This is a genomic window from Pseudooceanicola sp. DL12 (genome assembly GCF_056270665.1).
On sequence record NZ_CM149884.1, the window covers coordinates 1,270,269 to 1,295,727 of the forward strand.

Below are 25,459 nucleotides of genomic sequence, written 5' to 3' on the forward strand. Positions count from 1 at the left end.
CTATGTCCGATCAGAGCATCGAGAAACCAAGGAGTTTTCAGGAGATCATCCTGAGGCTGCAGAATTACTGGGCAGCACAGGGCTGCGCGGTCATGCAGCCCTACGACATGGAGGTCGGTGCCGGTACGTTCCACCCGGCCACCACCCTGCGTTCGCTGGGCTCCAAACCCTGGGCCGCGGCCTATGTTCAGCCCTCGCGCCGCCCCACGGATGGCCGCTACGGCGAAAACCCCAACCGGCTGCAGCACTACTATCAGTACCAGGTGCTGATCAAACCCTCGCCGCCGAACCTGCAGGATCTCTACCTCGGCTCGCTGTCCGCAATCGGCATCGACATGGAGATGCACGACATCCGCTTCGTCGAGGACGACTGGGAGAGCCCGACGCTGGGCGCCTGGGGCCTCGGCTGGGAAGTCTGGTGCGACGGCATGGAAGTGTCTCAGTTCACCTACTTCCAGCAGGTCGGCGGCCATGATTGCCACCCGGTCTCGGGCGAGCTGACCTATGGCCTCGAACGCCTTGCGATGTACGTGCTCGGCATCGATCACGTGATGGACATGCCCTACAACGATCCGGCCGCGCCGATCGCGCTCTCCTACGGTGATGTCTTCCTGCAGAACGAGCAGGAATACTCCCGCTGGAACTTCGACGTCGCCAATACCGAGATGCTGCTGAAGCATTTCGAGGATGCCGAGGCCGAGTGCGAGGCGATCCTCTCGCAGCCCGTCGACGACCCCAAGACGGGCCGCCGCATCGTCATGGCACAGCCTGCCTATGACCAGTGCATCAAGGCCAGCCACCTCTTCAACCTGCTCGACGCGCGTGGCGTCATCTCGGTCACCGAGCGCCAGGCCTACATCGGCCGGGTGCGGGCGCTGGCCAAGCAATGCGCCGACGCCTTCGTGCAGACCGACGCCGGGGGCTACGTGGCCTGATGCTGCTAGGCCAGACCCGGCAGAATGACCTGAAGACCGGCCGCGATCATGCTGATCGCGATCGCCGCAAGGATCATGCCCATCAGGCGGGACATGATCGTGCGGGCCGTGTCGCTCAGGTGCTTGCCGATCTGGCCCGCAAACAGGAAGACCACGCCGAGCAGTGCCACCGCCGCGATGAAGACCGCGAAGTAGGTGCCCATCTGTTCGATGCTGCCGACTTCCTGGCGATAGAGGATCAGCGTCGTGATCGTGCCCGGGCCCACCAGGATCGGAAAGGTCAGAGGATAGAAGGCCACGGCGCTCAGGTCGGCGAACTGGCTCTTTTCCTTATCCGTCCCGTGGTGAGCGGTGCTGTCCTTGCCGTGCAGCATGTTAAGCCCGATCATCAGCACCACGAGGCCGCCGGCCACGCGGAAATCGTCGACGCTGATGCCGAAGGCCTTCAGGATCGCATTGCCCGCCAGGGCAAAGATCGTGCCCAGGATAAGGCAGTACAGCGCCACCTTGATCGCGATAGAGCGCCGCTGCGCCGCCGTCGCGCCCTCCGTGGTGCTCAGGAACACCGGCAGGTTGGTCAGCGGGTTCATGATCGCAAAGAGTGCGCCAAAGAATTTCAGTGCGTCAAAAGTGTCCATCGGTCTCTCCCTGCTGACGGTCGTGCGGCCATAGCACCGGGGCAGGGGCCTGCCTACCGCATGGGGGTGTCTCATGGGTAAGGTCGCGGTCATCTGTATCCTGATTGCCGCGCTCGCCATGGGTGGCGCGGTCTATTACCTCCAGGTCTACGCCTATTACGACAAGGTCGCCGGCAACGGCACCTCCGACGTCCAGCTGTTGCCGAAGGGCGCCGAGGCACCCGAACCCATCGACTACGCCGATTTTCAGGCCATCGACGCGGACAGCAGCCCGATCCGCTTCCGCGCCTGTTTCACCACCTCGCTGACCGAGGACGAGGCCTCCGCCGCCTATCAGCCCTATCCCGACGCGGCGCCCAATATGGGCCCCGGCTGGTTCGACTGCTACGACGCCAAGGAGGTCGGCGCCGCGCTCGAGGCCGGCACGGCCCGCGCCTATCTCTCCGTTCCCAATGTGCATTATGGCATTGACCGCGTGGTCGCCCTCCTGGGTGACGGACGCGGCGTGGCATGGCACCAGATCAATCATTGCGGCGAGGTCGTCTTCGACGGCCGCCCCGTCCCCGCCGGCTGTCCGCAGCCGCCAGCACAGGAAGGCTCATGACATGCCCGATCTGCTGATCGAACTGTTCTCCGAGGAAATCCCGGCCCGCATGCAGGCGCGTGCCGCCGAGGATCTCAAGAAACGCGTCACCGACGGCCTCGTCGAGGCCGGCCTGACCTATGCCAGCGCCGGGGCCTTCCACACGCCCCGCCGCCTCGCGCTCTCCGTCGAGGGTCTGCTGGGCGAAAGCCCGACGATCCGCGAGGAACGCAAGGGCCCGCGCACCGACGCACCCGAAAAGGCCATCGAAGGCTTCCTGCGTGGCGCCGGTCTCACCCGCGACCAGCTGCAGGAGCGCGACGACAAGAAGGGTCGCGTCTTCTTCGCCGTGATCGAGAAACCCGGCCGCCCCGCGCCCGAGATCGTGGCCGAGGTGCTCGAAACCGTCATCCGGACCTTCCCCTGGCCGAAATCCATGCGCTGGGGCACAGGCTCCCTGCGCTGGGTGCGTCCGCTGCACTCGATCCTGTGCATCCTCTCGGCCGAGGACGGGGCCCAGGTCGTGCCGCTCGACATCGACGGCATCACCGCCGGCGCCACCACCCGTGGCCACCGTTTCATGGCCCCCGAGACCTTCGCCGTGCGCAGCTTCGAAGATTACGCCAGCCAGCTGAAGCGCCGTTTCGTGGTGCTGGATGCCGCCGAGCGCGCCGACCACATCTGGCATGACGCCACCAACCGCGCCTTCGCCAACGGCCTGGAGGTCGTCGAGGATCAGGGGCTGCTCTCCGAGGTCGCCGGCCTTGTCGAATGGCCCGTGGTGCTGATGGGCGAGATCGGCGAGGATTTCCTCGCCCTGCCGCCCGAGGTGCTGCAGACCTCGATGAAGGAACACCAGAAGTTCTTCTCGGTGAAGAACCCGAAAACCGGCCGCATCGAACGCTTCGTCACCGTCGCCAACCGCGAGACCCGCGACGATGGCGCCACCATCCTCGCCGGCAATCAGAAGGTCCTGGCCGCCCGCCTGTCGGACGCCAAGTTCTTCTGGGAAAACGATCTTCGCATCGCCAGGGATCAGAAGATGGCGCCCTGGATCGAACAGCTCGGCCATGTCACCTTCCATGCGAAACTCGGCTCCCAGGCCGAGCGGATCGAGCGTATCGCGGCCCTTTCCCGCGAGATCGCGCCCGCCCTTGGCGCCGATGCCGATCTCGCCGAACAGGCCGCCCGCACCGCCAAGGCCGACCTCAGCTCGGAAATGGTCTATGAATTCCCCGAGCTGCAGGGCCTGATGGGCCGCTACTACGCCGAGGCCGCCGCCCTGCCGGCAGAGGTCGCCGCCGCCTGCGAGGAACATTACTCGCCCCTCGGCCCGACCGACAGCGTGCCCACCGCCCCGGTCTCCGCCACCGTGGCACTGGCCGACAAGCTCGACACGCTCACCGGCTTCTGGGCCATCGACGAGAAACCCACCGGCTCCAAGGACCCCTTCGCCCTGCGCCGCGCGGCCCTGGGGGTGATCCGCCTGCTGCTGACCAACGACGTGGAGCTCGACCTTCTGGCGATCTTCACCGGCTGCCACGGCCTCTCCGATGATGTTGCCGCCGACCTGCTCTCCTTCTTCCACGACCGGCTGAAGGTGCACCTGCGCGACGAGGGCATCCGCCACGACGTGATCGACGCCTGCCTCGCCATGGAAGGCAACGACGACATCACCCTGCTGGTGAAACGCGCCCGTGCGCTTCAGGACGTGCTCTCCACCGATGACGGCGTGAACCTCGTCCAGGGCTTCAAGCGCGCCAACAACATCCTCACCCAGGCCGAGGAGAAGGACGGCGTCGCCTACGAGTTCGGCGCCGATCCGAAATTCGCCGAGGCCGAGGAGGAGCGCACGCTCTTCACCGCGCTCGAGGCCGCCGAGCCGAAGATCGCCGAGGCCCTCAAGGCCGAGGATTTCGCCGGGGCCGCCGCGGCCCTTGCGGCCCTGCGTGCCCCCATCGACGCCTTCTTCGAGGCGGTGCAGGTGAACTCCGACAACGACGTCATCCGCCGCAACCGCCTCAACCTGCTCTCGACGATCCGCACCACCGTGCTCAAGGTCGCCGACCTGACACGGATCGAGGGCTGAGGCTCCGCCCGCGCCCCCCGGCGCCTGACGGCAAGCACCGCAAGGGCAGGGGATTTCCCTGCCCTTTGCCATTCCGGCGCTCCGCTCCCCCTCGTCCGTTCCCCGTCATCTGGCCGTAAATATCCCCGCCGGAGGCTCCCGCCCTCTCGCCCCTTGCACGGCCAGAGCCGTCTTGCCGCGGGTCCCGCCGCGCGGAAATCCCTTGCCCCATCGCCGTGCCGCTTTATGCTGCCCGCAATTCAACAGGTGCCGCAGTGCAGCAAGACGATCCCAATATCACGCTCGTGACCGAAACCGCCCCGATCGCCACCGAAACCCACGGCGGCCGGGCGAAATGCCTGCAACGTCTGGTACGGCTCAGCCTGCCGGTGCCGCGCACCGTTGCGCTTTCCTTCCGGGCGGTGAACGACATTGCCGAGGGGCGCATGCCCGACCTCGTGACCCTGCTGAAACCCTTCGGCGCCCACCCGCTGCTCTGCGTCCGGCCCTCCTCCGAGGATCCCGACTGGGGCGGCCCCTCGGCGGTTCTGAATCTCGGCATGAACGACGCGGTCCATGCCGCGCTGTCGGAAAAGCTGGGCGAAGAGGCCGCCACCCGCATCTACACCCGCTTCGTGCGCACCTATGCGATCCACGTCGAGCGCCTCGATCCCGACATGTTCGAGGATCTGCCGATGGACGGCCCCGAGGCCCTGGCCGAGGCGCTGCGTGCCTATCACGAGGAAACCGAAGAGGATTTCCCCCAGGATCCGGCGATCCAGCTGGCCGCGGTGCTGCGCTCCATGGCGCGGGCCTGGCGCGGTACCACCGCACGGCTGCTGCGCCAGGCCAAGGGCGCACCGGCCGATGCCGGCCTCGGCCTTGTGGTGCAGGAGATGGCCCTCGGCCTCGGCAAGACCGGCGAATGCGGTTCCGGCGTGATCCAGCTCGTCTCCTCGCGGTCCGGCCGGCCGCGCATCACCGGGCGCTACATGTCCCAGAGCCAAGGCCGCGAGGCGCTGCAGCGCGGCAGCAAGGCGCTCTACCTCGCGCGCGATGAACGCGGCCCCGCGCTTCAGGATCTCGCGCCCGAAGCCTATGAAAAGCTTGTGGAATATACCCAGCTCATGCGGTTTCGCCTGCGCGAGGAAATGCAGACCGAATTCACCATCGACAACGGCAATGTCCACGTGCTCGATGCGCTGCGCGTGGCGCGCTCGAACCGTGCGGCGATCCGCATCGCCGTGTCGCTGGCCAATGACGGCGTGATCCCGCGCGAAGAGGCGATCTGCCGCGTCGATCCCCGCGCCCTCAACGAGATGCTGCACCGGCAGGTCGATCCCAACGCCACCCGCGACACGATCGGCCACGGCATCGCGGCCAGTCCCGGGGCCGCGACCGGGCGCATCGTCTTTTCCGCCGCCGCCGCCCAGGCCTCCAAGGCCCGCGGCGAGCCCTGCATCCTGATGCGCCGCGAAACCGGCCCCGAGGATATCCGCGGCATGCATGCCGCCGTCGCCGTGGTGACCGAGCGTGGCGGCATCACCAGCCACGCCGCCGTGATCGGCCGCGGCCTCGGCCTGCCCTGCGTGGTGGGGGTCGAGGGGCTGACCTTCGACATGAAGACCTCGCGCCTCGTGACCCGCCAGGGCCGCGTCTTCAAGGCTGGCGAACTGGTCACCGTCGATGGCACCTCCGGCGATATCCTGGCCGGCGAGGCGCCCCTGATCGAGGCGGCGCAGGACGAGGCCTTCCAGGCGATGATGGCCTGGGCCTACGAGTTTTGCGACATCGGCATCCGAGCCAATGCCGACACCCCCGCCGATGCCGAGGTCGCCCGGCGCTTCGACGCGGAGGGTATCGGCCTCTGCCGGACCGAGCACATGTTCTTCGATCCCGGCCGTTTGACGGTGATGCGAGAGATGATCTTTGCCGATACGCCCGAGGATCGCCGGGTTGCGCTCGACCGCTTGCTGCCGATGCAACGGGCCGATTTCATAGAGCTTTTCCGGATCATGCAGGGCAAGCCGGTCTGCATCCGGCTCTTCGATCCGCCCCTGCACGAGTTCCTGCCCTCGGACCGCGCCGGCATGCGCGAACTCGCCGAGGCGCTCTCGCTGCCGCTCTCGGATGTCACCCGCCGCATCGAGACGCTGACCGAATACAACCCCATGCTCGGCATGCGCGGCGTCCGTCTCGGCATCGCCATGCCGGAGATCTACGAGATGCAGGCCCGCGCGATCTTCGAGGCCACCGTGGCCGCCTCGCGCGAGGGCGATCCCGTGGTGCCCGAGATCATGATCCCGCTGGTCTCGGCCAAGCGCGAGGTCGAGTTGGTGAAGACCCGCGTCGATGCCGTGGCCGCCGCCGTCCGCAACGAAACGGGGCGCGACTTCACCTTCCGCCTCGGCGTCATGGTCGAAACGCCGCGCGCAGCATTGCGCGCCGGCGAGATCGCGCCCCATGCCGCCTTTCTCTCCTTCGGCACCAACGACCTGACGCAGATGACCTATGGCCTGTCGCGCGACGACGCCGGCAAGTTCATGTCCGAATATGTCAAGCAGGGGGTCTACCGCGAGGATCCTTTCCACACGCTCGATACCGAGGGCGTGGGCGAACTGCTCACGATCGGGGCAGAACGCGGGCGTGCGGCGCGCCCCGATCTCATGCTTTCGATCTGCGGAGAGCACGGCGGCAATGCCGAATCAATCGCCTTCTGTCGGGATCAGCACTTCGATTACGTGTCCTGTTCCCCCTTCCGGGTGCCCGTCGCACGGCTTGCTGCGGCACAATTGCACATCCGTCCGACCCTTCCGCCCCGGGCTCTCAAAACGTCCTGAAACCAATCTGTTATTAATACAGATTAACAATCTATTTCTTTCCTGGCCCCGCTCCGGGCGACTTACCGCCTGTAAAAACGCCCCCCCGGGGTAGACGGTTCCATCAATTTTGGGTAGGTGCCCCATCCGGTCGGCCCCGTATGGGGTGCCGCTTATGGATGGACTGCATGAAACTCGCAACGCTGCTGATCTTATTTTTAACCGCGACCGCCGCTCCGGCGCTGGCGGACAACCCGATCGCGGATGCGATGCAGGTTGAACAGCGCAACCTCAAGTCCGTTCCCGCAGGGCGCCTGGCCACCTATCTCCGGACGCCCTCCCAGAACGGAGGCACAGCCACCTCCGAGATCAGCTACTCCCGCGACTGGCTTGCGGAACAGCCCGCCGGCAAGGGCGGCGAGCAGTTCCAGTGCCTGGCCGAGGCGCTCTACTTCGAGGCCCGCGGCGAGAGCGTGAAGGGCCAGTTCGCGGTGGCCGAGGTCATCCTCAACCGCGTCGACAGCCCAAACTTTCCCAATACGGTCTGCGGCGTGATCCACCAGGGCACCGGGCGCAAGTTCTCCTGCCAGTTCACCTACACCTGCGATGGCCGCAAGGAGACCATCGGCGAGCCGCTGGCCTATGCCCGCGTCGCAAAGGTCGCCGCGATCATGCTGAACGGCGGGCCGCGTCAGCTCACCGACGGCGCCACCTACTATCACACCACCCACGTCCGTCCGCGCTGGTCGCGCAGCTTCGACAAGACCGCGACGATCGGCGTGCACCAGTTCTACCGCGAACCCACGCGTCTGACCCAGAACTGATCCCTCTCAGGTTTCCGATGAACGGCGCGTGGCTCCCCGCGCGCCTTTTCGTGTCCGATGGGCACCGGCGCGGTCACGCGAACTGTCGCTTTTGTGCCCGACGGTGCTTTGCCTTTTCGTCATTCCTCTGACATCAAGGCGCCGGAGGAGAGAGGGGACCGCATGACCGGGCAAGACACACAGGATCTGATCGACCAGGCCTTCGACCACCCGCTGGGGCGTTCGCTTGCCCTCTCGGGTGATGCGCCCGCCGACCGGATCGCGCTTCGCGACTTCCTCACCGAGGTCGAGATCGGCGCCTTCCAGCAGGAGCGCGGCACCACCCAGCGGCTGCGCTTCAACGTCGTCGTCGAGGTCGCCCGCGATCCCGTTCCGCTCGAGGACGACGTCGACCGCATCCTCTCCTACGACACGATCACCGAGGCCATCGCAGCCGAGCTGGCGGCGGAGCGGCTGAACCTGCTCGAGACCCTGGCCGAACGTGTCGCCACGCGCATTCTGGCCGAGCCGATGGCCGCCCGCGTCTTCCTGCGCATCGAAAAGCTCGACCGTGGCCCCTTCGCGCTGGGGGTCGAGATCGTCCGCACCGCCGAGACGCGCCCACAGGCCGGGGCAGGGGGCAGCGAGTCCCCCGATCCGCTGGTGGTCTACCTCGGACCCGAGGCGGCGGCCTCTGCCTATCTCTCCGGCTGGCTGGACCGGCTTCAGGCCCTGTCGCGGCCGGCGATCCTGTGCTGCGGCCCCGGGCCGCTGCCGCGTCCGCAGGCCGGCGCGCCTCTGCCACAGCGCCGGATCGACCTGCTTGCCATCGAACAGGCCGCCTGGCAGCTCGCCGCCCGAGACCGCCGCTGCGTGGTGGTCAACAGCCGGACCGAGCTCGACTGGGCCATGAAACACGGCCAGATCAGCCTCTGGGCCCCGTCCAAGATCGTCCTGGACGCCGTGGGCGACCGACCCGACGTGGTGGGCGACGGCCTCGCCCTGGCCCAGTGGTTCGCCACGCTGATGCAAGCGAGCGACATGCTGGTTCTGGGCGCGGCCCTGCTGCCGGCCGGGGCATCCGGCCCGCGCCTGACCCTCTCCGACCCCGCCCTCGCGCCCCTGACCCTGCCTGCAGGCCTCGCATGACCCGTCTCTACTACCGCCCGCTCGTGCAATCCGGCGCCACCCGGCCCGAGGGCGCCCTGCCGCTCTGCGGTGGCCCGCTCTGGTTTGCCCATGCGGAGGAGCTCTCCCGTGCCGGCAGCCGCGTGATCGCCGCCTCCGAGATCCCCGAGGAGGCCGCCCGCCGGCTCTGCCGTCCGCGCCCCGCGCTCGCCGGCCTGCCGATGGGCCGGCCGACGGTCATGGGAATCCTAAACGCGACGCCCGACAGTTTCTCCGACGGCGGCCGTCACGATGCGCCCGCGGCGGCGCTCGCCCATGCCGAGGAGATGAAGGCCGCCGGCGCCGACATGATCGACGTGGGCGGCGAGAGCACCCGGCCCGGCGCCGCCTGGATCGACCCGGAGGAAGAGATCGCCCGCACCGCCCCGGTGATCGAGGCGATCCGCCCCCTCGGGCTGCCCATCTCCATCGATACCCGCAAGGCGCCGGTGGCGCGGGCGGCCGCCCGTGCCGGTGCCGGTCTGATCAACGATGTCTCGGGCTTCACCCATGATCCCGCCATGGCAGACCTGGCCCAGGCGCTGGCCCTGCCGGTCTGCGTCATGCACATGCGCGGCGATCCCGGCGACATGCACCTTGATCCGCATTACGACAACGTGCTGCTCGACGTCTACGACGAGCTCGAGGCGCGTATTGCCGCCGCCGAGGCGCAGGGCATCCCGCGCGCCCGGATCCTGGCCGATCCGGGCATCGGCTTTGCCAAGACGCAGGAGCACAACCTCGTCCTGCTGCAGAACCTCTCGCTCTTTCACGGCCTCGGCTGTCCGATCCTGCTCGGCGTCTCGCGCAAGCGTTTCATCGGCACCATCGGCGGCGCGGAACGTCCGGTCGACCGTGCGCCCGGTTCCGTTGCCGTGGCCCTGGCCGGGATGGCGCAGGGGGTACAGATGGTGCGGGTCCATGACGTGCCCGAGACCGTCCAGGCCCTGCGCCTCTGGCAGGCGGTCGTGGGGGGCACGGCCTGATCTCGGCTTCGGCGGCCTGTTGCGCCGCAGGCGCGGGGGCAGAGCCCCCCCGGATCGCGCCGGCTGAGCGCTCTTTTGCCGATCCCGCATCGCGGAATTTGCTCTTTCGCGAAATTCTCCCACATTCAATCCGGATCGAGACACGCCAGAAGGACTGACATGACGGACCTGCGCCTGACCCGCCGCGATATGCTCGCTTCCGCCCTCGGGGCCGGAGCCTTTTTCCTATTGCCCGAAGTGGCGCGTGCCCAGCAGGCCACCGCGGCCGACGGGTTCGGCCCGGCCGAGCCGTTTTCCTTCGATCAGCTGAAGGAGACCGCCCGGGCGCTCGCGGCCGAGACCTATGTGCCCATGCGCGTGGCTGATGGCGAGATCCTCGACCAGATCGACTACGACAACCACAACCAGATCACCTTCCGCAAGGACCGGGCGCTCTGGAACGAGGCGGGCAAGTCGCCGGTGCAGTTCTTCTTCCCGGGCAAGTATTTCCGCGAGCCGGTGCACATCTATGCTCTCGAGGACGGCATGGCCCGCGAGGTCCCCTTCTCCAAGGATTACTTCGACATCCCCGAGGGCAACCCCGCCAACGAGCTGACCCAGACCGAGGGCTTTGCCGGCTTCCGGGTGCAGGACAAGCCGGGCGGCGACGACTGGATGGCCTTCCTCGGCGCCTCCTACTGGCGGACCTCCGGGTATTCCGGGCAGTTCGGCCTTTCGGTGCGCGGCCTGGCGCTCGACACCGCCATTCCCGACGGGCCCGAGGAATTCCCCCGTTTCACCCGCTTTTGGCTGGAACAGGGCGAGGGCGGTGACCTGACCGCCTATGCCCTGCTGGAGAGCCCGCGGGCCACCGGGGCCTACAAGATCGCCTCGACCATGACCGACAAGGGCGTGGCGCAGGATGTCGAGGCCCTGGTCTTCCTGCGCGGCGACGTCGAACGCCTGGGCCTCGCGCCGCTGACCTCGATGTACTGGTTCGGCAAGCCCAACGGCCATGTCGCCCCCGACTGGCGCCCCGAGGTGCACGACAGCGACGGGCTCGAGATCCATGCCGCCAACGGCGAGCGGATCTGGCGCCCGCTGAACAACCCGCCGCGCACCATGGCCAACACCTTCTATGCGCCGGGGCTCAAGGGCTTCGGCCTGATGCAGCGCGAGCGCGACTTCGACGAATACCAGGACGACGGCGTCTTCTACGAGAAACGCGCCTCGGCCTGGATCGAACCCACCGGCGACTGGGGCGATGGCTCGGTCACCCTGGTGGAGCTGTCGACCAACGACGAGATCCACGACAACATCGTTGCCATGTGGACCCCCACCGGCCCGGCAGGGCAGGGCCGCGAATACGAGATCGGCTATCGCCTGACCTGGTTCGAGGACGCCCCCGTGGCCCCCAATGCCGCACGCTTCATCGCCACCCGCATCGGGGCCGGCGGCATCCCCGGCCAGCCGCGCCCCGAGGGCGTGGTCAAGATCGTCTGCGATTTCGACAATATGGGCTTCGAGGATCTGGACCGCGATCCGGGCATCCGCCCGGTGGTCACCGCCTCGCGCGGGACCACAGGCAATTTCGCCGCCTATCCGGTGGTGGGCGAGGACTACTGGCGCGCCATGTTCGACCTCGATTTCTCGGGTGTCCCCGAGGGGGACGACACCCCCATCGACCTGCGCATGTACGTCGAGGTCGACGGCGAGGCACGGACCGAGACCTGGCTGATGCAGCTCTTCCCCTCGCAGCTGCGCAGCCTGCTGGCCGAACACGCCTGAGCCGCCGGGCGGGGGCCGCTCCGGCGCCCGCCCATCACCGGCTCAGAGTTCGGCCGCGGCCAGCGCCAGGCCGTCGACGACGGCGGTAAAGGCCTCCGAGCTGTCCATTCGCGCCCCGGGGCAGATGGCCCGTGCTGCCTCCTGCACCATGCCCATCAGGCTGGACCCGCCCACCATCACCACCGCGGTGATGTCGGAGGGCGTCAGCCCGGCCATGGCGATGGTCTCGGCGCCTGCCTCGATCAGCTGCGCCTTCTGCTCGGCGAGCGAGGCCGCCAGGCTCTCCGGCGTGATCTCGGCCGAGAGCGCCCGCTCGATCATCGTCAGGCTGATCGCGGCGGCGCCGCCCGTCAGGCCGTTGGCGCGGATCTTGCCCTTTTCCACCGCAAAGGCCAGCTCGTGGCCCAGCTCGTCGCGCAGCACGCTCTCCAGCCGCTTCACCTTCACCGGTTCCACCGCGTTGCGCAGCATCTCGGCCACCGCGCGGCGGGTCTCGGCGGTATAGAGGAAGGGGATCTTGGCCCAGGTCGCCAGGTCGAAATAGATCGCCACGGGCATCGGCAGCAGGCCGGCGCCCATCTCGCGTTTCAGCTGGCCGCCGTGGCCCAGCAGGGGCATGGCATGGGCGAGCGAGACCTCACGGTCGAAATCCGTGCCGCCCAGGCGGATGCCGTGGCTTGCCAGCACTTCCAGCCCGCCGTTGCCGCCCACGCGGAAGACGGTGAAGTCCGAGGTGCCGCCGCCGATGTCGACGATCAGCCCGGTCTCGCCCTTACGCTCGGCGCCGAGCGCCGCACGCGCCGCGGCCTCCGGCTCGAACATGAAGGCAATCTCGGTAAAGCCCGCCGCTTCGTAGCAGCCGCGCAGATCCGCCTCGGCCCGGGCGTCGCGCTCGGGATCGCCCGAGTGGAAATGCACCGGCCGCCCGGAGAGCACGGCGGTCATGGTCACGCCGGCCTCGGCCTCGGCGCGCCGTTTCACCGCCTTCAGAAAGTCGGTCACGATATCGGCCAGGGTGCGGCGCCGGCCGCCGATCAGCCGCTTTTCGTGAAACAGCGTCGTGCCCAGCACCGATTTCAGCGCCCGCATGTAGCGCCCGTCCTCGCCCTCGATCAGGGCGCGGGCGGCGGCTTCGCCGATCTCCATCGCGCCGCCCTCGGCCGGAAAGAATACGGCCGTGGGCAGGGTCTCGGCGCCGTCCTCGATGGGCAGGCGGCGCACCCGGCCGCCCTCGGCGATGGCCGCCGCGGAATTGGAAGTGCCGAAATCCACGGCAAGGATCGGGTGGCTCGGTGCGGCGGTCATGGCTGTCTCCCTGGCGCTGGAAAGGCCGCTGCCTATCGCCTGCCGCGGGGCTCTGCAAGCACGAAGCGAGCGGGACAGGGCACGGGCCGCGCCAGGTGGCAGGGGGGCTGCCAGGATGGGCGGCGCGTGTACGTATGAAAAAGTGCTGATCCGACGTAGGGGGGCTGCCGTATACCCGTAGCATAGTCAGGTACGGCGCGGTGCCGACGGCCGGTCCACTCTTTCGGCCGTCGGGCAAATGGGGCGCACGCGTCGTACCGCTTCGGGGGAAACTTGTCGCCGGGGGCTGCCTCTCCCGCGGCGCAACTGGGGAAATCAGATCATGACCAACAGCACCCGCCGCCGCTCTTCGGCGGCCGCCGGCATTGCCGGTTCGGCGATCACCGCAACCTGCCTGCTCTCGGCCGCGCCACTGGCGGCACAGGAGGGCCCGTCGCCCTATACCCTTGGCCTCGGTCTGCGATATGCGCCGGAATACCAGGGCAGCGCCGACATGGAGGCCCGGGTTCTGCCCTTCGTCTCGCTGAACTACGGCATCGTCATCCTGGGCCCCGAGCAGATCTCGCTCAACTGGCGCCCGGGCGGGGCGGCCGGCCGGGCGGCGGGCGGCGGCGCTGGCGGGCCCGGCTACCAGGGCCTGACGATCAGCGGGTACGTCGGCTATGGCGGTGCCCGCGATGCCGCCGACATGGACCTGGCCGGCTTTGACGATATCGATGCCTCGGCCCGGATCGGCCTGCGTGCGACCTACGTGATGGGCTATGTCGACGTCTTCGGCAGCGCCGAGCGCTATCTCGGCGGTTCCGAGGGGACCACGATGACCTTTGGCGCCGGCACGCGGCTGGCGGTCAGCGACCGGCTGTCGCTGCGATTCTCGCTCAGCACCACCTTTGCCGATGAAACCTACATGGATGCCTATTTCGGTGTGACGCCGGAGCAGGCGGCTCTCAACTCCGTCGCGGTCTACGATGCCTCCTCGGGGTTCCAGCGCTATGACGTGACGATGACGGCGCGCTACCGGGTGGACCGCAACTGGTCGCTGCTGGGGCAGCTGCGCTATGGCGGCCTGGCCGACATGCTGAGCGACAGCGCCGTGGTCGAGGAGGATACCTCGATGACCTCGATGGTGGCGGTGCTCTACAGCTTCTGACCTGTCGCGGGAGAGCGCGGGGGCAGGGGGGCTCTGCCCCCGCGCCTGCGGCGCTCCCCCGGGATATTTCGAACAAGAAAATGAGGGGCGCGGTTCAAGGGCTGCAGTGACCGGGCAGGCCCGGAAAGCGGCGTTTTTGCACCGACGCGATACCGACGTGATACCGACGTAATACCGACGTTGGAATCCGGCCTTTTCAGGTGCTTATGATAGAATCCGAATATCGAATATGATCGTGAAAAAAGGGCCCTGCCGATGGCAGGGCCCTTGCCTTGAAAACCGGTCCGCTTGCGCGGGGGAAACCGGATCAGTTCTTGGCCTTGTCGACCATCTTGCCGGCCGAGATCCAGGGCATCATGGCGCGCAGCTTCTCGCCCACTTCCTCGATCTGGTGCTCGTCGTGGATGCGGCGCGTGCCCTTGAAGAAGGGCTGGCCGACGGTGTTTTCCTGCATGAAGTCACGCACGAACTTGCCGGTCTGGATGTCGGTCAGAACCGCCTTCATCCGGGCCTTGGTTTCGTCGTAGGGCAGGATGCGCGGGCCCGAGACATACTCGCCGTATTCGGCGGTGTTCGAGATCGAGTAGTTCATGTTGGCGATGCCGCCTTCGTAGATCAGGTCCACGATCAGCTTCATCTCGTGCAGGCACTCGAAGTAAGCCATTTCAGGGGCATAGCCGGCCTCGACCAGGGTTTCAAAGCCCATGCGGATCAGTTCGACCACGCCACCGCAGAGCACGGCCTGTTCGCCGAAGAGGTCGGTTTCGCATTCTTCGCGGAAGTTGGTCTCGATGATGCCCGAGCGGCCACCGCCGATGGCGGAGCAATAGGACAGGCCGATTTCCAGGGCCTTGCCGGAGGCGTCCTTGTCGACGGCGACCAGGCAGGGCACGCCGCCGCCTTTGGTGTATTCGCCACGCACGGTGTGGCCGGGGCCCTTGGGGGCCATCATGATGACGTCGACACCAGGCTTCGGCTCGATCAGGCCGAAGTGCACGTTCAAGCCGTGGGCGAAGGCGATGGCGGCACCTTCCTTCAGGTTGTCGTGGACGTACTTCTTGTAGGTTTCGGCCTGCAGCTCATCGGGCATGGTGAACATGATCAGATCGCACCAGGCGGCTGCCTCGGCGATGCCCATCACGGCAAGACCTTCCGCTTCCGCCTTTTTTGCGGATGCCGAGCCTTCGCGCAGGGCGACGACGATGTTCTTGGCGCCGGAATCGCGCAGGTTCAGGGCGTGGGCGTGGCCTTGGCTGCCGTAGCCGAGGATCGCGACCTTCATGTCCTTGATCAGGTTGATGTCGCAATCGCGGTCATAGTAAACGCGCATGTCGTTCTCCTTCCTTGTTTGGCCGGAAGATGCGCCGGTTTGCGGCAGTGTTCTTTTCAATATTTGCAAAAATGCAACGAATAGATAAGAATCTATTCTTCAAAAGCTAAATAGATGGATAGTGCATGTTAGACGACACGGACAGGCGCATACTGCGCCAGTATCAGTCGGACCCTTCCGCCTCTGCGGCCCAAATCGCTGAGCGCGCGGGGCTGACACAGGCCACATGCTGGCGGCGCATCGAACGGATGGAGGAGGCCGGGGTGATCCGCGGAACGCGTGCAGTCATCGACTGGCATGCGCTTGGCTATTCCGTCGAGGTGTCGCTGCGGATCACGCTGGACAAATCCATTCCGCGTGCCTTTGATGAGTTCGCCGCGGAAGCGAGACAGATTCCCGAAGTTCTTGAAATACAGACGTTTCTTGGGCAGGTGGACGTGCGCCTCGGGATCATTGCTCGCGATATGGCGCATTATCAGCACCTCTACCGGACCCGAATCCTGACGCTGCCTCATGTGACGGATATCGATGCGCTCATGCATATCGCGCGGATCAAATACGATGAAACGGTTCCGGTATGACGGATCAGAGAATCGACCTCGATGATACGGACCGGCGCATTCTCCGGGCGCTGGTCGAGGATGCTTCGCTGAGTTCCGGGGCGCTGGGGCGACGGCTAGGGATGTCGCAGCCTGCGACCTGGCGGCGCGTGCGACGTCTGGAAGAGGCTGGTATCATCAAGGGGCGCCGCCTCGACCTCGACCTCGAGAAGCTCGGCTTTGGTGTGACCGTCTTTCTGGGCATCAAGATGGCGGCCAAGGGCCGGATTTCCATGGAGGATTTCGAGCGTGCCGTCTCTGCGATCCCGGAGGTGCAGACGGTGGAACATATCCTCGGTGTCTATGATTACCGTCTCAGGGTGACGGCGCGCGACATTACAGATTTCGAGAGGGTGCTGCGCCGGCGGATCATGACGTTGCCCGGTGTGGGCAACGTCGATGCCAATGTCATGCTCTCGGAGGAAAGGCTAGACGGGCCGCTGGGCTGAGCGAATTCAGCCTTTGGCGCCGAGACCCATCTGCATCAGCACCTTTCGCACCGGGGCCGCGGAATAGAGCGCATTCAGCCCGGCCGCGCGCATGTCCCGCAGCGGTTGCGCCGAGATCTGGCTGGCACGGTTCAGCGCATCGATCCCGGCTGCCCGGATCTGAACCTCACGATGGCGGGCCTTGTGATACTTCTCAAGCATCGCCGCATCTCCGAGCGTTTCCGGTGTGCCTATGGCGAGATCTCTAAGGCAGCGCAGATCGCCAAGCGACATGTTCAGGCCCTGGGCGCCGATCGGCGGCACGACGTGTGCGGCTTCGGCCATGAGGGCAAGGCGCTGTGACGACATGCGTTCGGCCACCTGGGTGATGATCGGCCAAACCGATCGCCGTGTTTCCAGCTTCAGCGGACCGAGGATACCGCAGCTGCGGCGCATCATCTCGGCCTCGAACCTCTCGACATCCATCGCGGCCAGCTCCTGAACCCGGGGGCCGTCTTCCATCCAGACGACTGCGGAAGAGGGGCGGCCGTCGTGATCGGGCAGCGGCACGAGCGTGAACGGGCCGCCGGAGCGGTGGATTTCGGTCGAGACGTTGTCATGGGGAATGGGGTGCGTCACGGCCAGGGCCAGGGCCTTTTGCCCGTACCGCCGCGTATGTGTGGCGATCCCTGCCGCTTCGCGCATCGGAGAGTTGCGCCCGTCCGCAGCGATGACCAGCTTGCACCGGACCCGCCGGCCGTCGCTCAGTCCCACAAAGGCCTCGCTCTCGCGGGTGAACAGGTTTCGGGTACCTGTCCCGGAAAGGAAGGTCACGTTTTCAAGGGTTTCGATCTGGGCCAGCATCTCGCGGCGGAGCAGCCAGTTGGGCAGGTTCCATCCAAAGGGCTTGTCGGAAATGTCCGATGCGTTGAAATCGCGGACAACCCGAGCTTCGGGCTCTGGTCCGCCGGCGTCGACGATCCGCATGATCTGCAGCGGTGCCGCGTAGGGTGCCAACCGCTCCCAGAGCGCGGCTTCTTCGAAAAGCGACTGCGCCGGCTGCAAAAAAGCCGTGGTGCGCAGGTCCGATCCGGCATCGGCCTGAACGGTTACAGGGGGGGTCGGATCCAGGCAGAGCACGGAAAAGCCGGCGGCGCCCATGATGCAGGCGGCACTGAGCCCGGCGACCCCGCCACCGGAAATGACAATATCGTATCGCTGTTCCATGGCGGCACCTCCTGCCTCTTATCTAGGCCCATGGCTCGGCAGGGGAAAGCGACAAAAGCGCCCGGTCGGGGGACTGCGGCTAGTTGCCCAGCGTGATCATGATCAGCACGACGAACATCACAGGCACCATGGCGAGCGCTGCCAGTCCGAGTGCAACGAGGCCCCATGCCTTCATCGCTAGGATAAGCAGGGTCACGACGATCAAGAGGAAATAGCCGATGTTGCCCTTGAAGTCGCGCACGAGGTCGCGTGCGAACCAGCCGATGATAGGTATGCGGTAAAACAGGCCACGTGCTTGGGGAGCTGCGGTGTCGCTCATACGGTCGAATCCTCTATCTGTGGACAGGGATCACATGGCGGTTTCCGCCCCAGATTGCAAAGCCACTTCGATCAAATTTGGTAAACTCAGCCGATTTTCTTGAGGAAATCCGCAAGGTCATTGGTGTGGAAGTGGATGTGTTCCGCCTCGACCGGCTCTTCCGCGACGTGCACGCAGCGCAGTCCCATCTGATAGGGCTCGGCGAGGTTGCGTGGATCATCCTCGAACATCGCCGCCCGAGTGCCATCCAGCCCGTCGGTGGCAAAGACAGTTTCGTAGGCCTGCCGATCCGGTTTGGGGTGAAACCCGGCGTGTTCCACGCCGTAAATGGCGTCGAACAGCCCGGTCAGTCCACGGGCTTCCAGGACCCGCTCGGCATAGGGTGCGGAGCCATTGGTAAAGATGATCTTGCGCCCCGGCAGCGCACGGATATGCGCGGCCAGTTCCGGATCCCGTTCCAAGTGGCTCATGTCGATGGCATGAACCTTTTCAAGGTAGGGGATCGGGTCGACGCCGTGCAACCGCATCAGGCCGGCCAGGGTCGTACCATGGTCGCGCCAGTATTCAGCGCGCAGGCGGTCGGCCTCGTCCTCCGACACTTTCAGCTCGTCCATGACCCAGGCCGTCATGCGCTTTTCGATCTGATCGAAGAGCCGGGCCGAGGGCGGATAGAGAGTGTTGTCGAGGTCGAAAACCCAGGTGGCAACGTGATCGAAAGAGGGCTTTGGCATGCCGCGGACGCTAGCTGGCGTCGTCAGCAGGCGCAAGGCGCAAACGGCTGATCTGCTTGCAACGTACCTGTTGGGGCGCATATGGTGTTCCGATTGTGAAAGGACGCACACGCATGGCCACTAAACCCACTCCGCCAGACGCCTATACGCTGATCCTCGAGGCAATCGACGTCGGGGTCTATCGCCCTGGTGACCGGCTTGTCGAGAGTGAATTGGCCGAGCGTTTCGGCGTGTCGCGGACACCGATCCGGGAGGCGTTGCAAAGGCTGGAAACCCAGGCTCTGCTGACGCGGGACGGGCGTTCCATGATTGTGGCCTCGCTGGATCATAACCAGTTGGCAGAGCTCTACGTTGTGCGGGCAGAGCTCGAGGCACTGGCCGCGCGCCTGGCTGCCAAGCATGCCACTCCGGAAGAAGTGAAGCTGTTGCAGGACATGGTTGTCGAAGATCGCAAGCATCTTGGCGATCCTTCCGCGCTGTCGCGGGCCAACCGCCGGTTCCACCACCAGATCCATCTTGCGTCGCACAACCGCTTCCTGGTGCAGCAACTCGACATCGTGCATCGCTCGATGGCCCTTCTTGCCACCACGTCGCTTGCGGCAGAAGGTCGCGGAGAGGATGCCCTGGCCGAGCATGACGCGATCGTGCGGGCCATCGCGTCCCACGACGAGGACAAGGCAGGCGAGACGCTGCGCACGCATATCTCGAAGGCCTTCATGACCCGGCTCAAGTTGGATTCCCTGCGCGAGGAAGGCAACGGCTAGGAGCGGTCTGCGGTCTGGGTTCCCGTCGGAGCGGTCACCTCTGCGCCTCGTGCCAGGGAATGCCCGTGGTGAGTCTTGTCCCAGTAGAAGGGGCGCACGATCACCTCGTACAGCGCCTTGTAGACCGCGATGCAGCCCATCGGATAGTAGAACGCCATAGTCGGGACCCAAGGCAGCAGGAAGCGGTGCTTGCCGCGAAGGGCTCCGATAACCCCCAGCGCAATATTCAGGATCTCTGCCGTCAGGAAGAGGATGGCGCATGTGGCGATCGCAGGTCGGGATATAATGCCGTCGAGCGGGTGCGGCAGCCCGAAGAAGATCAGCAGGAACGACCAAAGCAGTGGTGCGAGCATGAACTGTGAAATGGCACTGATGAAATGCGCATGGAAGCCCATGTATTTCCAGGGGCCCAGTTGCGCCATCAGTTGGCTCGGGCTGCGCAGGTGTACGAAGTAGGTCACGATATAGCCCTTGAGCCAGCGGGATCTTTGCTTGATCCATGGCACGACGTGACAGTTCGCCTCTTCCTCGGTGGTACTGTCGAGGATCGTGGTGCGGTAACCATGCCGTGCCAGCCGAAAGCCGAGATCGGCATCTTCGGTGACGTTGTGAGCGTCCCAGCCACCAAGTCGCTCCAGAACGCTTCGCTTGACGAAAAGCGTCGTGCCTCCGAGGGGCACAGCGAAGCCCAATTTGGTCAGTCCGGGCAGGATCAGTCGAAACCACGTATTGTACTCGACCGTGAAGCAACGGGCGAGCCAGTTTTGGCGCGGGTTGTAATAGTCCAGCGCCCCCTGAAGGCAAGCCACATCGGGCGGGGAGGCCGCGAATTCACGTGCCATTGCAAGCAGCTGGCCCGGCGCGGGCCAGTCCTCGGCATCGTAGATGCCTATGATCTCTCCGCTGCAGAAATCGAGCGCGTAGTTCATCGCCCTCGGCTTGGTTCGAGGCGCGCCTTCCGGCACCAGCACAACGCGCATCCATGGGGGGAGCGTCAAGGCGGCGAGGGTCTGGCGGGTGATCTGGTCGTTTTCCTCCAGTGCAAGCAGGACCTCGAGCTTTTCCCGCGGATAGTCCAGTGCACCAAGCCTTTCCATCAGCGCTCCGGCGATGCGGCGTTCCTTGTAGAGCGGGACCAGGACGGAAACGCTGGGCAGATCGTTGTAGGGCACGAAGGGCCGCGGTGGGGGACGGGGGGAGAGGATGTCGGTGAGTGTGGCGCTGAGCTTCAGCAGGCTGGCGACGATCAGCGTGAAGATCGCCCAGGTCACCGCAAGGGTAAACACCGCCTCAGGGAAGATGAACGTCGTCGTAACAAGTGCTAGCAGAGAGAGCAGGGTTATCTGCAGGCGGACGGTGGTGGGCGACCAGGTGCGGCAGCTTTCCTCAGCCGGCACCCGGCTAGACATTGCATGGATCAGCGCTTCGCGATGCCGGGTGGCCACATGTGCCTGGATCTCCTCGGTGGTGGCGACCACGGGGCGACGCGCGATACTGGGCTGGTCGTCACTCAGCAAGCTGAGATCTGCCAGTATCCGCGCGTGGTGTTCCGGGCGGGCCGTGGCCAGCACAAGACGATTGCCGCGGGTCGCATAGGGCAGAACCTTGTGTCGCAGGCAGAACTGCGGGTCCAGGAGGTCTGAGAGAGCGGGATCGGGGGGCGCGTCGGCCAGGATGACACGGTCCAGCCCCAGGTGCGCCGCGAGAAGGTCGAGCATGATGGGCTCCGCGAGGCCGCCTTCGGCATGCTTGCGGCGCAGCGCGGCCACAAACTCGGCTGCCGGCTGCAGCGTCATGTCGGCTGCGACGAATCGCTGCGCAACCTCCTGAAAACCATAGCCGTCCACGGGGCGGGGCGGGGCGGGGAAAGAGCTGCGATAGGATGCCATGTAGCGATGTCCTGCGAACGCCTGAACGTCGAGACAAGCAGTGCCAAGAGAAGGTTAACCAACCTTTAAGCAACCTTACTGTGGGGGTTAACGGCAATTAATGCATGCTCTGATACCTGTTGTGGCTTGGTCTTGATCCACCGGTTCAGGAACGAAAACGGCCCTGCCGCGGGGGCAGGGCCGTGAGTTCACCGGTGCGAAAGGGGCGCAATGGCGGCACGGTCGGGCCCGGCCACATCCTGCCGCGATCAGGCTTCGATCTTGTCCATCGAGGCGGCGAAGCGCTCGAAGAGATAGAAGCTGTCCTGCGGGCCCGGGCTCGCCTCGGGGTGATGCTGCACGGAGAAGATCGGGCGATCTTCCATGCGGATCCCGCAGTTGGAGCCGTCGAAGAGCGACACGTGGGTTTCCTTGACGCCGGCGGGCAGCGACTGGCTGTCGACGGCAAAACCATGGTTCATCGAGGTGATCTCGACCTTGCCGGTCTCGATATCCTTGACCGGGTGGTTGGCCCCATGGTGGCCGTGGTTCATCTTGACCGTGGTGGCGCCGAGCGCGAGTGCCAGCATCTGGTGACCGAGGCAGATGCCGAAGATTGGCATCTCGGTCTTTTCCATCACTTCACGGATCATGGGCACGGCATAGGCGCCGGTCGCGGCGGGGTCGCCGGGGCCGTTCGACAGGAAGAGACCATCGGGGTTGTGCGCCAGCACGTCGGCTGCGGTGGCGGTGGCGGGCAGGACGGTGACGTCACAGCCGGCCGAAGCCAGGCAGCGCAGGATGTTGCGCTTTGCGCCATAGTCGATGGCCACGACCTTGTGCCGGGCGCTGCCTTCTTCCTGCTTGGGGAAGCCGTCGGGCCAGGCCCACCGCATCTCGTCCCAGCGATAGGATTGCGCGCAGGTCACGTCCTTGGCGAGATCGAGACCGACGAGGCCCTTGAAGCCGCGGGCGCGGGCAACGAGCGCCTCGACATCGAAGTTGCCTTCGGGATCGTGGGCCAGGGCGGCATGGGGGGCGCCGCGGGCACGGATGGCCCGGGTCAGCCGGCGTGTGTCGATACCGCCGATGGCAATGCGGCCGCGGGCCGCCAGCCAGTCGCCGAGCTCGCCGGCGGAACGCCAGTTGGAGGGTTCGGTCGGATCCCATTTCACCACCATCCCGGCGGCGACGGGATCCGCGGTTTCATCGTCTTCGCTGTTCACGCCGACGTTGCCGATATGCGGGAAGGTGAAGGTGACGATCTGTCCGGCATAGGAGGGATCGGTCATGATCTCCTGATAGCCGGTCATGGCGGTGTTGAAGCAGAGCTCGGCCTCGGTAGTGCCAGTGGCGCCGAACCCTCGCCCGTAGAAGATCGTTCCATCAGCCAGTGCAAGGCAGGCGGTCGGTTTCTGTCCTTTGGAAAGGGGCATGGTTTTCGACTCTCTGGGAAATGGCAAATTGGCGCATACCTAAGAGCGTGCGACTGTGGGGTCAAGGCCCGCGGGCCGGATGCGGCCGGTGGGCCCGGCCGCGGCCTGCGACAGCGGGGCGGGCGGCAGCCAGGGCACCGCTGCGACGCAGAAGAAGGCGGCTCGCTGCAGGGTGTTATCGCTCGCACCCTTCGCAGCTGTTGGCCGAGGGACGGGCGGTGGTCATGCTGCGCCGCAGCGTCGCAAACTGGCAAACGCTTGTCGTCAGCGTCGCATTTCTGTAATGTCGCCTCTTGCAACTGAACTCCGGGATAGATTCTGAGATGCAACTAAGGGAACAGGTCAACGCCGCGCTGAAGCAGGCGATGCGAGACCGCGCCAGCGACCGACTGTGCACCTTGCGGCTGATCAATGCCGCGATCAAAGACCGGGATATCGCAGCCCGTGGCGAGGGAAACGAGGACGGCGTCGGTGAAGACGAAGTCCTGAAGATCCTCGGCAAGATGACGAAGCAGCGCCAGGAGAGCGCCCGCGCCTATGAAGAGGGCGGACGGATCGACCTGGCGGAGCAGGAGCTGAACGAGATCAAGGTGATCGAAGAGTTCCTGCCGCGTCAGCTGAGCGACGAGGAAGTGACCGCTGCCATAGAGGAAGCGATCCGGTCCACCAACGCCAGCTCGATCCGCGATATGGGCAAGATCATGGGCCACCTGAAGTCCCGTTACACGGGGCAGATGGATTTCGGCTCCGTCGGCCCGATGGTGAAGAAACACCTGGCCGCGTGACGGCCCGCAGCGCAGCCAGAAGGCGCGCGACATGAACAGGGAAACAGCCCCGCTGGAGAGATCCGGCGGGGCTGTTCTCATTTCGGGCGTAGGTTGGGATATGCACCCCAAAAGGATATCTGGAATATATATTTTGCAGCCTGAACAGAGGCTTGGGCTTTGCTCAGCGCGAAACCTCGGAGCGGCGCATCGGCATGCGGTCGATGGTGGCAAAGAGCACCTCTGGCGTCAGGGGGGCGTCCTGTCGCAGCTTGATCCCGCCGTCCTTGCCCACCAGGAGAACGGTGAAACCCTCGGGCGACAGCGCGCGGCGCAGCGCGCCGGAGGCGGCGGGTGAGGTGTCCTGCAGCACGATGACGTCGCGGTCTGCGAGGCCGTCGGTCGCCTCGCCAAAGAGATCCATCTGCTGCCGGAAGGCCGGGTCTTCGGCCGAAGCGGCAAAGACCAGCACCGGGCGTTTCTGCCACCTGAGATCATCGAGATCGGCGCGCCCGGGGGGCATGGGCATCACGAGGTCGCTGCTGCTGGCAAGGGCCGTGGCGGGGGCGAGAAGGCCGAGGGTGGCGGCGAGGGCGAGGCGTGTCCTGGGCATTCTGTACTCCTTCGGGTTGGGGCTCTGGAAAGGCTACGCGGCGCGGGACGGAGCGGATCACTTTGAGCCCGGCGCAACGGTCGGCCCGTTAGGGTTGCCAGTTGGTTGCCGGAGCGGGCGGCGGAAAACGGGGCGAAAACCGCTGTCGGTATCACGTCGGTATCACGTCGGTATCACGTCGGTATCGCGTCGGTGCGGATGGGGTGATTCGGAGCGATCAAACGTTGGGCGGGGGCATTCGGTCCTTTTCGGGGGCCGTTCGGGACCGAAGCCCTGATCGCGGGATGGGGTGGCTTGGCCGAACCGGGGCTGCACCGGAGCGGAACCTGGGCGGTGGGCGCGCCGTTGGTCCCGGAGAAGGGAGAACAGTCATGAAGGCACGATCCAAGTCACAGCAGCGGGCGGCAGGCGCGGCCCTGTCGGCAAAGCGCGGCGAGAGCAAGGTGGGCGACCTGCAGGGGGCGTCGAAGGAGATGTACGACAGCATGAGCGAGGCGGAGCTCGAGGAGATGGCTTCGACCCCGCGCGAGGGGCTGCCGGAGGAGGTGGACGACTGACGGCGCGCATCCGGTAGGGAGCCTCGGGCCCCCTTGCCGTGCCGTAGCCTGTCAGCCGGCGCTGTGGCGGGCAAAGGCGCGGAGCAGTTCGCCATGGAGCGCCTTGCGCTCGTCCTCGGAGAGGAAGGCGCCGATCTCGACCTCGCGGTTGTTGCCGGTGAGGGTGACGTAGAAGGGCACGGGCCCACCCGCCTCGTGCATCTGCACGCGGACCCAGTAGGGGTTGGCCTGCCATTCGGCATGTTGCCGGCGGGGCCCGTCGCGGGTGAGGGTGCAGGTGTCGCCGGCGAGAGTGAGAGTCTCGGTGATCTCGCCGTCGCGATAGGAGCGCTGGAGGCCGAGCCAGAGCCCGCCGAGCCCGATCATCGCGAAGGGCAGGAGGCCCCAGAGGAGCGCGGTGCCCAGCAGCCCGAAGAGCGGAATCATCGCCAGCAGGAAGAAGAGCCCGATGACCACGGCGAAGCCCTGCCGCGGCAGCGAGCGGTGCGGACGCAGGACCAGGGTGGTCTCGTCGGTCCAGCGGTAGGGCAAGGGGGATCTCCGGGCCGTCTCTGCGAAGAGAGTATTTTCGGAAAGGCGAAAGAGGAAGGGGCGCCGCCCGG

General features: G+C 66.0%; 24 protein-coding genes. 14 read left to right on the plus strand and 10 right to left on the minus strand.

The features are described 5' to 3' along the window. Positions 1-2: 2 nt before the first annotated feature. Positions 3-935 carry a glycine--tRNA ligase subunit alpha gene (locus AC0WR5_RS05905; protein WP_475867625.1) on the plus strand — a complete coding sequence of 311 codons (933 nt, stop codon included), beginning with the start codon at positions 3-5 and terminating at the stop codon, positions 933-935. Between the two features lie 5 nt (positions 936-940). On the opposite strand, the gene AC0WR5_RS05910 is transcribed toward AC0WR5_RS05905, so the two are convergent. Further along, positions 941-1,573 carry a MarC family protein gene (locus AC0WR5_RS05910; protein WP_475867626.1) on the minus strand — a complete coding sequence of 211 codons (633 nt, stop codon included), beginning with the start codon at positions 1,571-1,573 and terminating at the stop codon, positions 941-943. A 73-nt stretch (positions 1,574-1,646) separates the two neighbouring features. Between AC0WR5_RS05910 and AC0WR5_RS05915 the strand changes: the two genes are divergently transcribed. From AC0WR5_RS05915 to AC0WR5_RS05945, 7 genes are all read left to right on the plus strand, one after another. Continuing rightward, complete coding sequence (locus AC0WR5_RS05915; protein WP_475867627.1) at positions 1,647-2,177, plus strand: DUF6446 family protein; 531 nt, start codon at positions 1,647-1,649, stop codon at positions 2,175-2,177. Between the two features lies 1 nt (position 2,178). Then, positions 2,179-4,245 (plus strand): glycine--tRNA ligase subunit beta, encoded by a 2,067-nt coding sequence (gene glyS / locus AC0WR5_RS05920; RefSeq protein WP_475867628.1) that lies wholly within the window; start codon positions 2,179-2,181, stop codon positions 4,243-4,245. 254 nt (positions 4,246-4,499) lie between these two features. Continuing rightward, positions 4,500-7,064: a putative PEP-binding protein gene (locus AC0WR5_RS05925; RefSeq protein ID WP_475867629.1), complete on the plus strand. Its 2,565-nt coding sequence runs from the start codon at positions 4,500-4,502 to the stop codon at positions 7,062-7,064. 167 nt (positions 7,065-7,231) lie between these two features. After that, entirely contained in the window at positions 7,232-7,867 is a 636-nt protein-coding gene (locus AC0WR5_RS05930; RefSeq protein WP_475867630.1) for a cell wall hydrolase, read from the plus strand. A gap of 162 nt (positions 7,868-8,029) precedes the next feature. Next, a complete protein-coding gene (locus AC0WR5_RS05935; RefSeq protein WP_475867631.1) occupies positions 8,030-8,995 on the plus strand; it encodes a dihydroneopterin aldolase in 966 nt (321 codons plus the stop codon). After that, positions 8,992-9,999: a dihydropteroate synthase gene (gene folP, locus AC0WR5_RS05940; RefSeq protein WP_475867632.1), complete on the plus strand. Its 1,008-nt coding sequence runs from the start codon at positions 8,992-8,994 to the stop codon at positions 9,997-9,999. Before AC0WR5_RS05935 ends, folP begins: the two co-directional genes overlap by 4 nt. Positions 10,000-10,158: 159 nt before the next feature. After that, a complete protein-coding gene (locus tag AC0WR5_RS05945) occupies positions 10,159-11,766 on the plus strand; it encodes an OpgD/OpgG family glucan biosynthesis protein (protein ID WP_475867633.1) in 1,608 nt (535 codons plus the stop codon). Between the two features lie 42 nt (positions 11,767-11,808). Here AC0WR5_RS05945 and AC0WR5_RS05950 read toward each other — a convergent pair whose 3' ends face one another. Next, positions 11,809-13,071 carry an Hsp70 family protein gene (locus AC0WR5_RS05950; protein ID WP_475867634.1) on the minus strand — a complete coding sequence of 421 codons (1,263 nt, stop codon included), beginning with the start codon at positions 13,069-13,071 and terminating at the stop codon, positions 11,809-11,811. Between the two features lie 322 nt (positions 13,072-13,393). Here AC0WR5_RS05950 and AC0WR5_RS05955 point away from each other — a divergent pair, with 322 nt between their 5' ends. Then, entirely contained in the window at positions 13,394-14,221 is an 828-nt protein-coding gene (locus tag AC0WR5_RS05955; protein ID WP_475867635.1) for a MipA/OmpV family protein, read from the plus strand. A 307-nt stretch (positions 14,222-14,528) separates the two neighbouring features. Here the strand turns inward: AC0WR5_RS05955 and ilvC are convergent, their stop codons facing one another. Then, entirely contained in the window at positions 14,529-15,551 is a 1,023-nt protein-coding gene (gene ilvC, locus AC0WR5_RS05960; protein ID WP_475867636.1) for a ketol-acid reductoisomerase, read from the minus strand. A gap of 125 nt (positions 15,552-15,676) precedes the next feature. On the opposite strand from ilvC, the gene AC0WR5_RS05965 reads away from it, so the two are divergent. Beyond that, positions 15,677-16,132, plus strand: a complete 456-nt coding sequence (locus AC0WR5_RS05965; protein ID WP_475867637.1) for an Lrp/AsnC family transcriptional regulator — start codon at positions 15,677-15,679, stop codon at positions 16,130-16,132. After that, entirely contained in the window at positions 16,129-16,599 is a 471-nt protein-coding gene (locus AC0WR5_RS05970; RefSeq protein ID WP_475867638.1) for an Lrp/AsnC family transcriptional regulator, read from the plus strand. Before AC0WR5_RS05965 ends, AC0WR5_RS05970 begins: the two co-directional genes overlap by 4 nt. A 6-nt stretch (positions 16,600-16,605) precedes the next feature. Here the strand turns inward: AC0WR5_RS05970 and AC0WR5_RS05975 are convergent, their stop codons facing one another. From AC0WR5_RS05975 to AC0WR5_RS05985, 3 genes are all read right to left on the minus strand, one after another. Beyond that, positions 16,606-17,805, minus strand: a complete 1,200-nt coding sequence (locus tag AC0WR5_RS05975; RefSeq protein WP_475867639.1) for a UbiH/UbiF family hydroxylase — start codon at positions 17,803-17,805, stop codon at positions 16,606-16,608. 79 nt (positions 17,806-17,884) lie between these two features. Continuing rightward, positions 17,885-18,124, minus strand: a complete 240-nt coding sequence (locus AC0WR5_RS05980) for a hypothetical protein (protein ID WP_475867640.1) — start codon at positions 18,122-18,124, stop codon at positions 17,885-17,887. A gap of 86 nt (positions 18,125-18,210) precedes the next feature. Beyond that, positions 18,211-18,855 carry a pyrimidine 5'-nucleotidase gene (locus AC0WR5_RS05985; RefSeq protein ID WP_475867641.1) on the minus strand — a complete coding sequence of 215 codons (645 nt, stop codon included), beginning with the start codon at positions 18,853-18,855 and terminating at the stop codon, positions 18,211-18,213. A 113-nt stretch (positions 18,856-18,968) separates the two neighbouring features. Between AC0WR5_RS05985 and AC0WR5_RS05990 the strand changes: the two genes are divergently transcribed. Continuing rightward, complete coding sequence (locus AC0WR5_RS05990; RefSeq protein ID WP_475867642.1) at positions 18,969-19,619, plus strand: GntR family transcriptional regulator; 651 nt, start codon at positions 18,969-18,971, stop codon at positions 19,617-19,619. Here AC0WR5_RS05990 and AC0WR5_RS05995 read toward each other — a convergent pair. Then, positions 19,616-21,508: a glycosyltransferase family 2 protein gene (locus AC0WR5_RS05995; RefSeq protein WP_475867643.1), complete on the minus strand. Its 1,893-nt coding sequence runs from the start codon at positions 21,506-21,508 to the stop codon at positions 19,616-19,618. The genes AC0WR5_RS05990 and AC0WR5_RS05995 overlap by 4 nt on opposite strands. A 248-nt stretch (positions 21,509-21,756) precedes the next feature. Continuing rightward, entirely contained in the window at positions 21,757-22,923 is a 1,167-nt protein-coding gene (gene carA / locus AC0WR5_RS06000) for a glutamine-hydrolyzing carbamoyl-phosphate synthase small subunit (RefSeq protein ID WP_475867644.1), read from the minus strand. Between the two features lie 323 nt (positions 22,924-23,246). On the opposite strand from carA, the gene AC0WR5_RS06005 reads away from it, so the two are divergent. Then, positions 23,247-23,708 carry a GatB/YqeY domain-containing protein gene (locus AC0WR5_RS06005; RefSeq protein ID WP_475867645.1) on the plus strand — a complete coding sequence of 154 codons (462 nt, stop codon included), beginning with the start codon at positions 23,247-23,249 and terminating at the stop codon, positions 23,706-23,708. Between the two features lie 163 nt (positions 23,709-23,871). Here the strand turns inward: AC0WR5_RS06005 and AC0WR5_RS06010 are convergent, their stop codons facing one another. Then, positions 23,872-24,300, minus strand: coding sequence for a DUF4174 domain-containing protein (locus AC0WR5_RS06010; RefSeq protein ID WP_475867646.1), 429 nt, complete (start codon positions 24,298-24,300; stop codon positions 23,872-23,874). A gap of 371 nt (positions 24,301-24,671) precedes the next feature. Here AC0WR5_RS06010 and AC0WR5_RS06015 point away from each other — a divergent pair, with 371 nt between their 5' ends. Continuing rightward, positions 24,672-24,857, plus strand: coding sequence for a DUF3008 family protein (locus AC0WR5_RS06015; protein ID WP_475867647.1), 186 nt, complete (start codon positions 24,672-24,674; stop codon positions 24,855-24,857). Between the two features lie 51 nt (positions 24,858-24,908). Here the strand turns inward: AC0WR5_RS06015 and AC0WR5_RS06020 are convergent, their stop codons facing one another. Then, a complete protein-coding gene (locus AC0WR5_RS06020; protein ID WP_475867648.1) occupies positions 24,909-25,388 on the minus strand; it encodes a DUF2244 domain-containing protein in 480 nt (159 codons plus the stop codon). Between the last annotated feature and the right edge of the window lie 71 nt (positions 25,389-25,459).

Excerpts from the sequence above, each read along its gene's own strand:
- AC0WR5_RS05905 (WP_475867625.1), top strand. The coding sequence starts at position 3 with ATGTCCGATCAGAGCATCGAGAAACCAAGGAGTTTTCAGGAGATCATC.
- AC0WR5_RS05910 (WP_475867626.1), bottom strand. The coding sequence starts at position 1,573 with ATGGACACTTTTGACGCACTGAAATTCTTTGGCGCACTCTTTGCGATC.
- AC0WR5_RS05915 (WP_475867627.1), top strand. The coding sequence starts at position 1,647 with ATGGGTAAGGTCGCGGTCATCTGTATCCTGATTGCCGCGCTCGCCATG.
- glyS (WP_475867628.1), top strand. The coding sequence starts at position 2,179 with ATGCCCGATCTGCTGATCGAACTGTTCTCCGAGGAAATCCCGGCCCGC.
- AC0WR5_RS05930 (WP_475867630.1), top strand. The coding sequence starts at position 7,232 with ATGAAACTCGCAACGCTGCTGATCTTATTTTTAACCGCGACCGCCGCT.
- AC0WR5_RS05935 (WP_475867631.1), top strand. The coding sequence starts at position 8,030 with ATGACCGGGCAAGACACACAGGATCTGATCGACCAGGCCTTCGACCAC.
- folP (WP_475867632.1), top strand. The coding sequence starts at position 8,992 with ATGACCCGTCTCTACTACCGCCCGCTCGTGCAATCCGGCGCCACCCGG.
- AC0WR5_RS05945 (WP_475867633.1), top strand. The coding sequence starts at position 10,159 with ATGACGGACCTGCGCCTGACCCGCCGCGATATGCTCGCTTCCGCCCTC.
- AC0WR5_RS05950 (WP_475867634.1), bottom strand. The coding sequence starts at position 13,071 with ATGACCGCCGCACCGAGCCACCCGATCCTTGCCGTGGATTTCGGCACT.
- AC0WR5_RS05955 (WP_475867635.1), top strand. The coding sequence starts at position 13,394 with ATGACCAACAGCACCCGCCGCCGCTCTTCGGCGGCCGCCGGCATTGCC.
- ilvC (WP_475867636.1), bottom strand. The coding sequence starts at position 15,551 with ATGCGCGTTTACTATGACCGCGATTGCGACATCAACCTGATCAAGGAC.
- AC0WR5_RS05965 (WP_475867637.1), top strand. The coding sequence starts at position 15,677 with ATGTTAGACGACACGGACAGGCGCATACTGCGCCAGTATCAGTCGGAC.
- AC0WR5_RS05970 (WP_475867638.1), top strand. The coding sequence starts at position 16,129 with ATGACGGATCAGAGAATCGACCTCGATGATACGGACCGGCGCATTCTC.
- AC0WR5_RS05975 (WP_475867639.1), bottom strand. The coding sequence starts at position 17,805 with ATGGAACAGCGATACGATATTGTCATTTCCGGTGGCGGGGTCGCCGGG.
- AC0WR5_RS05980 (WP_475867640.1), bottom strand. The coding sequence starts at position 18,124 with ATGAGCGACACCGCAGCTCCCCAAGCACGTGGCCTGTTTTACCGCATA.
- AC0WR5_RS05985 (WP_475867641.1), bottom strand. The coding sequence starts at position 18,855 with ATGCCAAAGCCCTCTTTCGATCACGTTGCCACCTGGGTTTTCGACCTC.
- AC0WR5_RS05990 (WP_475867642.1), top strand. The coding sequence starts at position 18,969 with ATGGCCACTAAACCCACTCCGCCAGACGCCTATACGCTGATCCTCGAG.
- AC0WR5_RS05995 (WP_475867643.1), bottom strand. The coding sequence starts at position 21,508 with ATGGCATCCTATCGCAGCTCTTTCCCCGCCCCGCCCCGCCCCGTGGAC.
- carA (WP_475867644.1), bottom strand. The coding sequence starts at position 22,923 with ATGCCCCTTTCCAAAGGACAGAAACCGACCGCCTGCCTTGCACTGGCT.
- AC0WR5_RS06005 (WP_475867645.1), top strand. The coding sequence starts at position 23,247 with ATGCAACTAAGGGAACAGGTCAACGCCGCGCTGAAGCAGGCGATGCGA.
- AC0WR5_RS06010 (WP_475867646.1), bottom strand. The coding sequence starts at position 24,300 with ATGCCCAGGACACGCCTCGCCCTCGCCGCCACCCTCGGCCTTCTCGCC.
- AC0WR5_RS06015 (WP_475867647.1), top strand. The coding sequence starts at position 24,672 with ATGAAGGCACGATCCAAGTCACAGCAGCGGGCGGCAGGCGCGGCCCTG.